The following is a 12,861-nucleotide window of genomic DNA, read 5'->3' as shown; positions in this document are numbered from 1 at the left end:
GAGATGAACTATGTCCCAGGCCGCCCAACTGACTTCCGCCCAATCTGCTCAGGCCCAGTACTCCCCGGAGCTGGAAAGTCGTCAGGGGCTGGAGCAGGCGTTCTCGCTGTTCAATCAGATGTCCGCACAGTTGACCGATTCCTACGGGTTGCTGGAAGCGCGTGTCACCGAACTCAAGAGTGAACTGGCCGATGCCGGCGCTCAACGTCTGCAGGAACTGGCAGAGAAAGAGCGCCTGGCCAACCGCCTGCAGAACCTGCTGGATCTGCTGCCCGGTGGCGTAATCGTCATCGATGGCATGGGCGTGGTGCGTGAGGCCAACCCGGCGGCCATCGATCTGCTCGGCCAGCCCTTGCTGGGCATGCTCTGGCGTCACGTCATCAGCCGCTGCTTTGCCCCGCGTGAAGACGATGGCCACGAAGTCTCCCTCAAGGATGGCCGCAGGCTTTCCATTGCCACCCGTTCGCTGGACGCCGAGCCTGGGCAACTGGTGTTGCTCAACGACCTGACCGAAACCCGTCGCCTTCAGGAGCAGCTGGCTCGCCACGAGCGTTTGTCGTCGCTGGGCCGGATGGTTGCTTCTCTGGCGCATCAGATTCGCACGCCATTGTCGGCGGCAATGATCTACGCCAGCCATTTGACCGAGCAGGAATTGCCGGTGGAAACCCAGCAACGCTTCGCCGCGCGGCTCAAGGATCGCCTGCACGAGCTTGAGCACCAGGTTCGCGACATGCTGGTGTTCGCCCGTGGCGAGTTGCCGCTGACGGATCGTCTTACGCCCGGTGCGCTGTTCCATGCGCTGCAAAACGCTGCCGTGACCCATGTGCAAGGCGTATCGGTGCGCTGGCAGTGCGATAGCATCGATGGCGAGCTGCTGTGCAATCGCGACACATTGGTTGGTGCGTTGCTCAACCTGATTGAAAACGCCGCCCAGGCCAGTGCCGGGCGGTCATTGCTGAAAGTGCATGCCTACAGCCGCGGCAACGTGCTGCGCGTGTGCTTCAGCGATAACGGCAGCGGCATGGACAAGGCCGCACTGGCGCGCATCGGTGAGCCGTTCTTCACCACCAAGACCACCGGCACCGGGCTCGGTCTGGCCGTGGTAACGGCGGTGTCGCGTGCGCATCAGGGCGGTGTGCATTATCTGTCACGGGTCGGGCGTGGCACCTGTGCAATCGTCAGCCTGCCATTGATTCCGGCTTCCAGCCCGATGGGTAACAACTGATGCCGATCAATGTGCTGTTGGTCGAGGACGACCGTTCTCTGCGCGAGGCGCTTGGGGAAACCCTGGAGCTGGCCGGTTATGGATACCAGGCGGTCGGCTCTGCGGAGGAGGCGCTGGTCGCGGCCGAGGCGCAGCCGTTCAGTCTGGTCATCAGTGACGTCAATATGCCGGGCATGGACGGTCATCAATTATTGAGCCTGTTGCGCAGTCGGCATCCGCAACTGCCGGTACTGCTGATGACCGCCCACGGCGCAGTCGATCGTGCGGTCGATGCCATGCGTCAGGGCGCGGCGGATTATCTGGTCAAGCCTTTCGAGCCCAAGGCCCTGATCGCGCTGGTTGCGCGTCATGCACTGGGGCGCTTGGGGCCTGCCGAGAGTGACGGGCCGATCGCGGTCGAACCCGCCAGCATCCAGTTGCTGAACCTGGCCAGTCGCGTGGCGAAAAGCGACTCCACCGTGCTTATTTCCGGCGAGTCCGGCACAGGCAAAGAGGTGCTGGCGCGTTTCATTCATCAAAATTCGCCGCGTGCCGATAAGCCTTTTATTGCGATCAACTGCGCCGCCATCCCCGACAACATGCTGGAAGCAACGCTGTTCGGTCATGAAAAGGGCTCGTTCACCGGCGCAATTGCGGCGCAGGCAGGCAAATTCGAGCAGGCAGACGGCGGCACAATCCTGCTCGACGAGATTTCTGAAATGCCCATGGGGCTGCAAGCCAAGCTGCTGCGTGTATTGCAGGAACGAGAGGTCGAGCGCGTTGGTGCGCGCAAGCCGATCACTCTGGACATTCGCGTAGTGGCAACCACTAACCGCGATCTGGCCGGTGAAGTGGCGGCGGGGCGTTTTCGCGAGGATTTGTTTTACCGGCTTTCGGTATTTCCGCTGGCGTGGCAGGCATTGCGTCAAAGGACTGCCGATATTCTGCCGTTGGCCGAGCGACTACTGGCCAAGCACGTCAATAAAATGAAACATGCGCCGGTTCGTCTTTCTGCCGAGGCGCAGCAGTGTCTGGTGAGCTACCCGTGGCCCGGCAACGTGCGTGAACTGGATAACGCCGTGCAGCGGGCTTTGATTCTGCAGCAGGGCGGGGTGATACAGGCGCAGGATTTCTGTCTTGCCGGGCCGGTCACCAGCCTGCCTGTCGCGGTGCCGAGCGAGGCTTTGCCCCCTCAGCCTGTCATCTCTTCGGCAGAGAATGCCGGTGTTTGTGTAGGTGCTGAATCAGCCGGGGCGCTGGGTGATGACCTCAGGCGTCGTGAGTTTCAAATGATCATCGACACGCTGCGCGCCGAGCGCGGTCGTCGCAAGGAGGCGGCCGAACGGTTGGGTATCAGTCCGCGTACGTTGCGTTACAAGCTGGCGCAGATGCGCGACGCCGGGATGGATGTCGAGGGTTATCTGTTTGCCACCTGAACAGGTGGCGTGCGATGAGCGTGTGTTCAATTTTCGTGTGGGTTTTGTATAACCGACGGAAGCCATAATCGCCCGCGCCCCTTGATATACAAGCGGTCCAGAGCGATTTTATGTCGGGTAACATGGCATTCCCTTGTGATGTGTCAAATTGCCATCATTCAGCTGGCACCGTTGTTGCTATGTCTTCTGTACCCGCTGAATCAGTGTCAAAAATTTGCGGGCCTTACGAGAGAAAACGTCCATGAGCCAAGGTGTTGAATTTAATCGCTTGATGTTGGATATGCGGGCCATGCAGATGGATGCGATGTCTGCACCCAAGCCCGTGTCCGGCGCGCAGGAAGCCGGAGCCAGCAGCTTCGCCGACATGCTTGGCCAGGCCGTCAACAAAGTTGCGCAGACCCAGCAGGCTTCCAGCCAGTTGGCCAATGCATTTGAAGTGGGCAAGAGCGGCATTGATCTGACCGACGTCATGATCTCGTCGCAGAAAGCCAGTGTGTCTTTTCAGGCGTTGACCCAGGTGCGTAACAAGCTGGTTCAAGCTTACCAAGACATCATGCAGATGCCGGTTTAAGGGACGTACTGAGTCATGGCCGAAGCAACTGCCGATACCGTTCCTGCAAGAGCGGGCGCTTCCGATAAGAAACCGCTGTTCGGTTTGTCTTTTCTGGAAAATCTCTCTGAAATGACCATGCTGCGTCAGATCGGCCTTATGGTCGGTCTTGCCGCGAGCGTGGCCATCGGCTTTGCCGTGGTGCTCTGGTCCCAGCAACCTGACTACCGTCCGCTTTATGGCAGCCTGGCGGGCATGGACAGCAAGCAGATCATGGACACCCTGACGGCGGCGAACATCAACTACACCGTCGAACCCAATTCCGGTGCTCTGCTGGTGAAGTCCGATGACGTGCAGCGTGCGCGTATCCAGCTGGCGCAGGCGGGCGTGGTTCAGAACGACGCCAATATAGGTTTTGAGATCCTCGACAAGGACCAGGGGCTGGGGACCAGCCAGTTCATGGAAGCCACGCGTTATCGCCGTGGTCTGGAAGGCGAACTGGCTCGTACCATCTCCGCCCTGAACAATGTCAAGGGTGCCCGTGTGCACCTGGCCATTCCGAAAAGCTCGGTATTTGTCCGCGATGACCGCAAGCCCAGCGCCTCGGTATTGGTCGAGCTGTATGCCGGCCGTTCGCTGGAACCCAGCCAGGTGCTGGCCATCATCAATCTGGTGGCCACCAGTGTCCCCGAGCTGAGCAAGTCGCAGATTACCGTGGTCGACCAGAAGGGCACGCTGCTGTCCGATCAGGCGGAAAACTCCGAACTGAACATGGCCGGCAAGCAATTCGATTACAGCCGTCGTATGGAAGGCATGCTGACCCAGCGCGTGCAGAACATCCTGCAGCCGATTCTGGGCAATGATCGCTATAAGGCGGAAGTCTCGGCAGTGGTCGATTTCAGCGCCGTCGAATCGACCGCAGAAAGCTTTAACCCTGACCAGCCTGCCTTGCGCAGCGAGCAATCGGTCAACGAACAACGTTCCAGCAGTTCAAGCACAGGCGGTGTTCCGGGTGCATTGAGCAATCAGCCGCCGGGCCCTGCCACCGCACCGCAAAATGCGGCGGCGGGTGCTGCCGGTGCGGCAGGCCCTATCGCCCCAGGCCAGCCGCTGCTGGATGCCAACGGTCAGCAGATCATGGACCCGGCAACCGGTCAGCCAGCGTTGGCGCCATACCCGGCCGACAAGCGCGTGCAATCGACCAAGAATTTCGAGCTGGACCGCTCTATCAGCCACACCAAGCAACAGCAGGGTCGTCTGACTCGTCTGTCGGTCGCGGTAGTGGTCGATGACATGGTCAAGACCAACGCGGCCAACGGCGAGGTTTCCCGTGCGCCGTGGAGCGCTGGGGACCTGGCGCGTTTCACGCGTCTGGTACAGGATGCCGTCGGTTTCGACGCCAGCCGTGGTGACAGTGTCAGCGTAATCAACGTGCCGTTCTCCAGTGAGCGCGCCGAAGTACTGCCTGAAGCGTCGTTCTATACGCAACCGTGGTTCTGGGACATCGTCAAGCAGGCGGTGGGGGTGATCTTCATCCTGATCCTGGTGTTTGGTGTGCTGCGTCCGGTGTTGAACAACATCACCAGCGGCAAGAGCAAGGAACTGGCCGGTTTCGGTGGCGACGCCGAACTGGGTGGCATGGGCGGTCTGGATGGCGAGTTGTCCAATGACCGTGTCAGCCTGGGTGGTCCGCAAAGCATCCTGCTGCCTAGCCCTACCGAGGGTTATGACGCACAGCTGAACGCAATCAAGAGCTTGGTGGCTGAAGACCCGGGTCGTGTGGCCCAGGTCGTGAAAGAGTGGATTAACACTGATGAATGATCGAGCCATGGTAGCCAAACTCTCCAAAGTCGAGAAAGCTGCGGTATTGCTGCTTTCTCTGGGCGAAACCGACGCGGCTCAGGTGCTTCGGCACATGGGCCCCAAGGAAGTCCAGAAAGTGGGCGTCGCGATGGCTCAGATGCGCAACGTACATCGCGAGCAGGTCGAAGAGGTGATGAGCGAATTCGTCGACATCGTCGGCGATCAGACCAGCCTTGGGGTCGGTTCGGACGGCTACATCCGTAAAATGCTCACCCAGGCACTCGGCGAAGATAAGGCCAACGGCCTGATCGACCGCATCCTGCTGGGCGGCAACACCAGCGGTCTGGACAGCCTCAAATGGATGGAGCCACGCGCTGTCGCCGACGTGATCCGTTTCGAGCACCCACAGATTCAAGCCATCGTGGTGGCCTATCTTGACGCTGACCAGGCCGGTGAAGTGCTCGGCCATTTCGACCATAAAGTGCGACTGGATATCATCCTGCGTGTGTCATCGCTCAACACCGTACAGCCAGCCGCGCTCAAAGAGCTGAACCAGATTCTCGAGAAGCAGTTCTCCGGCAACGCCAACACGTCGCGTACTACCCTGGGTGGTATCAAGCGTGCGGCCGACATCATGAACTTCCTCGACAGCTCCATCGAAGGCGCGCTCATGGATTCGATTCGCGAGGTCGACGAAGACCTTTCGGTGCAGATCGAAGACCTCATGTTCGTCTTCAACAACCTCTCCGACGTGGACGACCGCGGTATACAGGCGCTGTTGCGCGAAGTGTCTTCGGACGTGCTGGTACTGGCGCTCAAAGGCTCGGACGAGGCGATCAAGGAAAAAATCTTCAAGAACATGTCCAAGCGTGCCGCCGAACTGTTGCGCGACGACCTGGAAGCAAAAGGTCCGGTGCGTGTCAGCGATGTGGAAACCGCCCAGAAAGAAATCCTCACCATTGCGCGTCGTATGGCCGAGGCCGGCGAGATCGTACTCGGTGGCAAGGGTGGCGAGGAAATGATCTAAGGATTCAGCCGACTCATGTCCAGTTCCAATAAAGAATCGGCCAGCGACCTCATTCGCGCCAAGGATGCCGGGTTACTCGACATCTGGGCATTGCCCAGTTTCGATCCGCACGTGGAACCCGAGCCTGAACCCGAGCCGGAACCGGTCGACGAGCCGGCCGAAATGGAAGAGGTGCCGCTTGACGAGGTTCAGCCGCTGACCCTGGAAGAGCTGGAAAGCATCCGCCAGGAAGCCTGGAACGAAGGCTTTGCCACGGGTGAAAAAGAGGGCTTTCACAGTACTCAGCTAAAAGTGCGCCAGGAGGCGGAAGTCGTTCTTGCGGCCAAGGTTGCCAGCCTTGAACAGCTGATGGGCCACCTGTTGGCACCTATCGCCGAGCAGGACACGCAGATCGAAAAGGCCGTCATTCATCTGGTCGAGCACATCGCACGGCAGGTTATTCAGCGCGAACTGGTCACTGATTCCGGGCAGATCGCCAGCGTGTTGCGCGATGCGCTCAAGCTATTGCCGATGGGCGCGCAGAACCTGCGAATCTTCATCAACCCCCAGGACTTCCTGCTGGTCAAGGCCATGCGCGAGCGTCATGAGGAGGCGTGGAAAATCGTCGAGGACGAAGATCTGCTGCCGGGTGGTTGCCGAATCGAAACCGAACACAGCCGTATCGACGCCAGCGTCGAAACACGCATCGCCCTGGCGATCTCGAAAATGCACGATCAGTTGCATGAACAGGCGACTCATCCTGCCGCCGCTGACCTGAGCGTCGATCTTGATGCCTCACCCGTCAGCACGGCGAAGGCTGACGATTCTGACGTGGACGCTCTCGATGCGCCTTGATCGCGTGAGCTTCGGCAAGCGCCTCGGTGGCTACGCCGAGTCGATCAGCCTGCCTGCCCAGCCGGTGGTGGAAGGCCGCCTGCTGCGCATGGTCGGCCTGACGCTTGAAGCAGAAGGCATGCGTGCGGCAATGGGCAGTCGCTGCATGGTCATCAATGACGACAGCCATCACCCGGTGGAAGTCGAAGCCGAAGTCATGGGTTTTTCCGGCGGCAAGGTGTTTCTGATGCCGGTGGGCAGCGTTGCCGGCATCGCGCCGGGTGCGCGGGTCGTGCCGTTGGCCGATACCGGTCGCCTGCCGATGGGCATGAGCATGCTCGGTCGGGTGCTGGACGGTGCCGGTCGCCCGCTGGATGGGCGTTCACCGATCAAGGCCGAAGACTGGGTGCCGATGGATGGCCCGACCATCAACCCGCTCAAGCGCGACCCGATCAGCCAGCCACTGGATGTCGGCATTCGCTGCATCAACGGTTTATTGACGGTCGGGCGTGGCCAGCGTCTCGGGCTGTTTGCCGGTACGGGCGTAGGCAAGAGTGTGCTGCTGGGCATGATGACGCGCTTCACCGAGGCGGACATCATCGTGGTCGGCCTGATCGGTGAGCGGGGCCGTGAGGTCAAGGAATTCATTGAGCACATCCTCGGCGAAGAAGGCCTCAAGCGCTCGGTGGTGGTTGCTTCGCCAGCCGATGACGCGCCGCTGATGCGCCTGCGCGCAGCCATGTACTGCACGCGAATCGCCGAATACTTTCGTGACAAGGGCAAGAATGTTCTGCTGCTGATGGATTCCCTGACCCGTTTCGCTCAGGCCCAGCGGGAAATCGCCCTGGCCATCGGCGAGCCGCCAGCCACTAAAGGCTATCCGCCATCAGTGTTTGCCCGCTTGCCCAAACTGGTCGAGCGCGCCGGTAACGCTGAAAAGGGCGGTGGTTCGATCACTGCGTTTTACACCGTGCTCTCCGAAGGCGATGACCAGCAGGACCCGATTGCCGACTCGGCGCGGGGCGTGCTCGACGGCCACATCGTGCTGTCGCGGCGCCTCGCTGAAGAGGGGCATTACCCGGCCATCGACATCGAAGCGTCGATCAGCCGGGTCATGCCCGCCGTGGTCAGCCCCGAACACATGGCTCGGGCACAACACTTCAAACAGCTGTGGTCGCGTTACCAGCAGACTCGCGACCTGATCAGCGTCGGCGCCTATGTGGCCGGCGGTGATCGCGAAACCGACATGGCGATTGCCTTGCACCCGGTGCTGGTGCGCTACCAGCGTCAGGCGTTGCGCGAGAACGAAAGCATGCAGGGCAGCGGCGACGCGCTGGCGTCGATATTCGCTCCGGCCCCTGGCGGCTGATAGCCTATGGCCCAGAGTCGAGCGGCGCGTCTGGCGCCTGTGGTCGAGATGGCCGAAGCGGCCGAGCGTACGGCGGCTCAGCGGCTCGGGCATTTTCAGGGGCAGGTCAATCTGGCCAACAACAAGCTGCAGGAGCTGGACCAGTTTCGTCAGGATTACCAGCAGCAATGGCTGCAGCGCGGCAGTGCCGGGGTGTCCGGACAGTGGTTACTGGGCTACCAGCGCTTCCTCAGCCAGCTTGATGTCGCGGTTGCCCAGCAATACAAAAGTCTCGAATGGCACAAGGCCAACCTCGATAGAGCGCGCAGTGCCTGGCAGGATTGCTATGCGCGGGTCGAGGGCTTGCGCAAGCTGGTCCAGCGCTACATGGATGAAGCGCGCAGGCTTGAAGACAAGCGCGAGCAGAAGTTGCTCGACGAGTTGTCGCAACGTTTGCCACGTCACGAACAATTCTGACGTTTCATTTAATCAGTCCCGGAGATCCTCTGGTCTGGTCTACGCTATTAATGTCTCGGTGATGAAACACCTCGAGGTTCCCATGACAGTGACTTCCGTACGCTCCGAAGAGGGTCGACAATTGACCCTTTTTATCGAGGGCCGCTTTGACTTTTCGTCCCATCAGGATTTTCGTGCGGCCTATGAGGAGTGTCCGCATGATCTCGACTACGTCGTCGACCTGCGCGGCACGCATTATCTGGACAGCTCCGCGCTGGGCATGCTGTTGCTGTTGCGCGACCATGCCGGCGGCGACAAGGCGACAGTGCGCCTGATCAACTGCACGCCTGATGTTCACAAGATTCTCGCCATCTCCAATTTCTCGAAGCTGTTCCAGCTGAGCTGATCCTTTGCAGTCGCCTCTGAAGAAACTGTGCATTCTGATTGCCGACGACAGCGCCAGTGACCGATTGCTGCTTTCGACCATTGTTGCGCGTCAGGGCCACAGAGTGCTGTGTGCGGCCAATGGTGTCGAGGCGGTGGCGATCTTCATGGCCGAAAGCCCGCAGTTGATTCTGATGGACGCGATGATGCCGGTCATGGATGGCTTTGAAGCGGCGCGACGGATCAAGGCGCTGACGGGCGAATCGCTGGTGCCGATCATCTTTCTCACCTCACTGACCGAAGGTGAAGCGCTGGCGCGCTGTCTGGACGCCGGCGGCGATGATTTCATGTCCAAGCCTTACAACCCGCTGGTACTGGCTGCCAAGATCAATGCCATGAACCGCTTGCGGGTATTGCACGAAACCGTTCGTCTGCAGCGCGACCAGATCAGTAAACACCACGAATACCTGCTCAATGAGCAGCGGGTTGCCAAGGCCGTTTTCGATCAGGTGGCGCACGCCGGATGTCTGGGGGCGGGCAATATTCGTTATCTGCAATCGCCTTATGCGCTGTTCAACGGCGATCTGATGCTGGCTGCCTACACCCCGGCCGGGCACATGCAGGTGCTGCTCGGGGATTTCACCGGCCATGGTTTGCCGGCGGCCGTGGGTGCCATGCCGCTTGCCGATGTGTTCTACGGCATGACCGCCAAGGGCTATGGTCTGATCGAGATCCTTCGTGAAATGAATGCCAAGCTCAAGCGCATTCTGCCGGTCGACATGTTCTGCTGCGCGACGCTGCTGTGCATCAATCTCCCGCAACGACAGGTCGAGGTGTGGAACGGCGGCTTGCCGGATGGCTATCTGTTGCGCGGTACGGACGGCGAGCATGTACCGCTGGCATCCAGTCATCTGCCTCTGGGCGTGCTGAGTGTCGACGCTTTTGATGCGCGCACCGAGGTTTATCCGCTGGCACCGGGTGACCGGATATTTCTGTTATCCGATGGCGTGCTCGACACCAGCGACAGCAACGACCAGTTGTTCGGCGTGCAGCGGCTGCGGGAGGTTCTGTCTGCCAATCGCGAGCCGCAATTATTGATTCAGGAAATCCTCCAGGCGCTCAACGATTTCGGCGGCAAGGCGCGTGACGATGTCAGCCTGCTGGAAATCAGCGCGGTCGATGAGCCGCTCACCCATCGGCCGGCCCCCACTTATTCGGACAGCGGCGCGTCGAGCCCGCTGGACTGGTCGGTCAGCTTCGAGTTTCGGGCTTCGACCCTCAAACGCTTCAATCCGCTGCCTTATGTGCTGCAATTGCTTCTGGAAGTTCATGGGTTGCGCAATCAGGGCGCGGCGTTGCACATGGTGCTCGGTGAGCTGTACAGCAATGCGCTGGAGCACGGTGTGCTAGGGTTGGACTCGGCGCTCAAGCATGATGCCGCAGGTTTCGCGCTGTATTACCAGCAGCGGGCGGAGCGTCTGGGCGCACTTGAGTCGGGATTCATTCGCGTGACTGTGCAGGTCGAGCCGGTCGGAGAAGGCGGGCGACTGACCCTCCGTGTCGAAGACAGCGGCGACGGATTTGATGTAAACAAGGCGCAAATGTTGATACCTGACAGCGATGAGCTGTATGGTCGCGGACTTCGGCTGGTGTGCGAACTCAGTCACGAGGCCCGTTGGTCCACTGATGGCAGGACCGCCTACGTGGAATTTTCCTGGGAGGGAGTGGCATAATCCGTTCCGGGTTCTTGATCAAGGAGTGAACAAGTGTCGATTCATCTGGATTACAGCGTACTGAGTGCCTTGCAGGAAGTCATGGAGGACGAATATCCGACGTTGCTGGATGTGTTCCTCAAGGATTCCGAGCAGCGTCTCGCCCAACTGCGCCTTGCGGTTGAAACCGGCAATCTCGATCTTCAGGAACTGAGCCTCACGGCGCACAGCTTCAAGGGCAGTAGCAGCAACATGGGTGCCCTGCAGCTTTCGCAATTGTGTCACCAGCTTGAGGAGCGTGCTCGTCAGAACGATTCCTCGGATCTGCCAGACCTGATCGGCAGGATCGGCAGCGAATACCTGACCGTCCGTGGTTTGTTCAATGCTGAGCGCCAGCTCTTCATCAGTTGATCGATAATGCCCTGTCGAAGGGCTGCATTTTAAAGTTGGCCCACATATTGCTGTGTCTTGTTGTATGGCAACAACCAGCAGCTTATGCGGAGACCGAAATGCCCCTTGCGACCAATGCGCTTCTTCAGACCAGCACCGCTGCGACTTCCAGGTCCAGTGCGGCCACCAATGCCGTCAAGTCTGCTGACAGCAGCAAGGACGGGGCTTCCAGCTTTTCCAACGTCTACGCCAAACAGGCCAAAGACACGGTTGCGCCGCGCGATGACGTGCCGGTCAAGCCGAGCCGGGACAAGGCTGCGCTTGACAAGGACAAGGTCGCCGCAGGCAAGAACGATCAGGCCAATGCCGCTGACAAGTCCACCGTTGCCGATAGCGGCAACGATTTGCCTGCAGCGTCATCTGTCGCCGGCAATGACCCTGACACTGCCAGCGCTGACTCGACACCTGACGACGCACAGGCAGCTGCCGCTGCATTGGCGGACGGGCAGGCCGTTACCGATCCAGCTCTGGACCCTGCGCTTGATCCCGCATTGCAAGCGCTGGCGGCACAAACGCCTGCCTTGCCGGCAGCCAGAGTACAGGCGCCGGAAGTCACGACTGCACCTGTTATTGCGACCCTCGCTACAACTCAGGCTGCGCCTGCAACGCCGGTCGTCGCTGAAGAAGCCTTCAATCCGGACGCAGATCCTCTGGACGGGCTGGAAGCGGTGCAGTTGGCGCTCGAAAATGCCAGCGCCAGAACGCAGCTGGCTGCACAGAACGCTCACGCCGCCAACAAGGCGACGCCGTCAAACGCAGAAGCTGATCCAAACCAGAATTTAGTCAATAACCTGTCGGCTCTGACCGAGCAGCTTGCTGCGGATGACAGCAGCACAGAAAGCAGTGACAAATCGTTCAGCGGGCTTATCGGCGAGGGGCTCAAGGACGTCAAAAGCGCTGCGGGTGATACACGCGTAGACAACTTTGCTGATCGTCTGGCTGCGTTGAGCCAGGCGGCGCAACCTGCCCGCGCAGCCGCCGCACCGGCATCCGCGCCCTTGATGAATCAGCCGTTGGCCATGCACCAGAGCGGCTGGACCGAAGGCATCGTCGACCGCGTCATGTATTTGTCCAGCCAGAACCTCAAGACCGCCGATATCAAGCTGGAACCCGCCGAGCTTGGGCGTCTGGACATCCGCATCAACATGGCGCCAGAGCAGCAGACCCAAGTGACCTTCATGAGCGCCCACATGGGCGTGCGCGACGCACTGGAAAGCCAGATGTCAAAGTTGCGTGAGTCGTTCGTTCAGCAGGGCCTTGGCAATGTTGACGTCAACGTGTCCGACCAGTCGCAACAGCAAGCCCAGCAACAGGCCCAGGAACAAGCCAGTCGCGCCCAGCGCGGTGGTCGCGGCAGCGGTGTGGGGTCGGGCGATACCTCTGAGGATATTGCCGGCGTCGACGCCGCCATTCCCGTGAGTCAGCCGGCTGCGCGCGTGATCGGCACCAGCGAGATCGATTACTACGCGTGATGTTCAGCAAGCCCCGATGAGCCCGGAAAACGGGCTCTTGCCCAGATGGGGTCACATCTGTGCTGCAACACAACGCCATTCCATGCGCATGTTTACTGCACATAAACGAAAGCGCTTTTTAACGCGATATCACTGACGACGCAGAGTGCGACGTAAGTGACGGAAACGGAGCCAAGGGTTTTGCTCACTTTGGCCCCATCAAAGTA

12 protein-coding genes are annotated in these 12,861 nt (G+C 60.1%); all 12 read left to right on the top strand.

Annotated features, from left to right (window positions below; translation table 11 throughout):
- Window positions 1-10 precede the first annotated feature (10 nt).
- The 12 genes from DW49_RS0118455 (at window position 11) to DW49_RS0118400 (ending at window position 12,655) form a co-directional block, all read left to right on the top strand.
- Window positions 11-1,225 (top strand): sensor histidine kinase, encoded by a 1,215-nt coding sequence (locus tag DW49_RS0118455; RefSeq protein ID WP_005616811.1) that lies wholly within the window; start codon window positions 11-13, stop codon window positions 1,223-1,225.
- Window positions 1,225-2,640 carry a sigma-54-dependent transcriptional regulator gene (locus DW49_RS0118450; protein WP_005616813.1) on the top strand — a complete coding sequence of 472 codons (1,416 nt, stop codon included), beginning with the start codon at window positions 1,225-1,227 and terminating at the stop codon, window positions 2,638-2,640. The genes DW49_RS0118455 and DW49_RS0118450 overlap by 1 nt, the downstream gene beginning before the upstream one ends.
- Window positions 2,641-2,881: 241 nt before the next feature.
- On the top strand, window positions 2,882-3,211 hold the full coding sequence (fliE, locus tag DW49_RS0118445; RefSeq protein ID WP_003382144.1) for a flagellar hook-basal body complex protein FliE: 330 nt from the start codon (window positions 2,882-2,884) through the stop codon (window positions 3,209-3,211).
- A 15-nt stretch (window positions 3,212-3,226) separates the two neighbouring features.
- Entirely contained in the window at window positions 3,227-5,011 is a 1,785-nt protein-coding gene (fliF, locus tag DW49_RS0118440; RefSeq protein WP_005616819.1) for a flagellar basal-body MS-ring/collar protein FliF, read from the top strand.
- Window positions 5,004-6,020, top strand: coding sequence for a flagellar motor switch protein FliG (gene fliG / locus DW49_RS0118435; protein WP_002554291.1), 1,017 nt, complete (start codon window positions 5,004-5,006; stop codon window positions 6,018-6,020). Before fliF ends, fliG begins: the two co-directional genes overlap by 8 nt.
- Before the next feature lie 15 nt (window positions 6,021-6,035).
- Entirely contained in the window at window positions 6,036-6,854 is an 819-nt protein-coding gene (fliH, locus tag DW49_RS0118430) for a flagellar assembly protein FliH (RefSeq protein WP_005616826.1), read from the top strand.
- Window positions 6,844-8,202, top strand: coding sequence for a flagellar protein export ATPase FliI (gene fliI, locus DW49_RS0118425; RefSeq protein WP_003382149.1), 1,359 nt, complete (start codon window positions 6,844-6,846; stop codon window positions 8,200-8,202). Before fliH ends, fliI begins: the two co-directional genes overlap by 11 nt.
- Before the next feature lie 6 nt (window positions 8,203-8,208).
- Window positions 8,209-8,658: a flagellar export protein FliJ gene (fliJ, locus tag DW49_RS0118420; RefSeq protein WP_002554288.1), complete on the top strand. Its 450-nt coding sequence runs from the start codon at window positions 8,209-8,211 to the stop codon at window positions 8,656-8,658.
- Window positions 8,659-8,740: 82 nt separating this feature from the next.
- Window positions 8,741-9,043 carry an STAS domain-containing protein gene (locus tag DW49_RS0118415; RefSeq protein ID WP_005616835.1) on the top strand — a complete coding sequence of 101 codons (303 nt, stop codon included), beginning with the start codon at window positions 8,741-8,743 and terminating at the stop codon, window positions 9,041-9,043.
- Between the two features lie 4 nt (window positions 9,044-9,047).
- Window positions 9,048-10,754, top strand: a complete 1,707-nt coding sequence (locus DW49_RS0118410; protein ID WP_005616837.1) for a fused response regulator/phosphatase — start codon at window positions 9,048-9,050, stop codon at window positions 10,752-10,754.
- Between the two features lie 33 nt (window positions 10,755-10,787).
- Window positions 10,788-11,144, top strand: a complete 357-nt coding sequence (locus DW49_RS0118405) for an Hpt domain-containing protein (protein WP_005616840.1) — start codon at window positions 10,788-10,790, stop codon at window positions 11,142-11,144.
- Window positions 11,145-11,242: 98 nt separating this feature from the next.
- Window positions 11,243-12,655 carry a flagellar hook-length control protein FliK gene (locus DW49_RS0118400; protein WP_005616843.1) on the top strand — a complete coding sequence of 471 codons (1,413 nt, stop codon included), beginning with the start codon at window positions 11,243-11,245 and terminating at the stop codon, window positions 12,653-12,655.
- Window positions 12,656-12,861: the final 206 nt, after the last annotated feature.

This window comes from Pseudomonas avellanae BPIC 631 (genome assembly GCF_000444135.1).
GTDB classification, from domain to species: domain Bacteria; phylum Pseudomonadota; class Gammaproteobacteria; order Pseudomonadales; family Pseudomonadaceae; genus Aquipseudomonas; species Aquipseudomonas avellanae.
The sequence above is the reverse complement of the archived record's forward strand: the minus strand, read 5'-3'. Positions and strand labels throughout refer to the sequence as shown.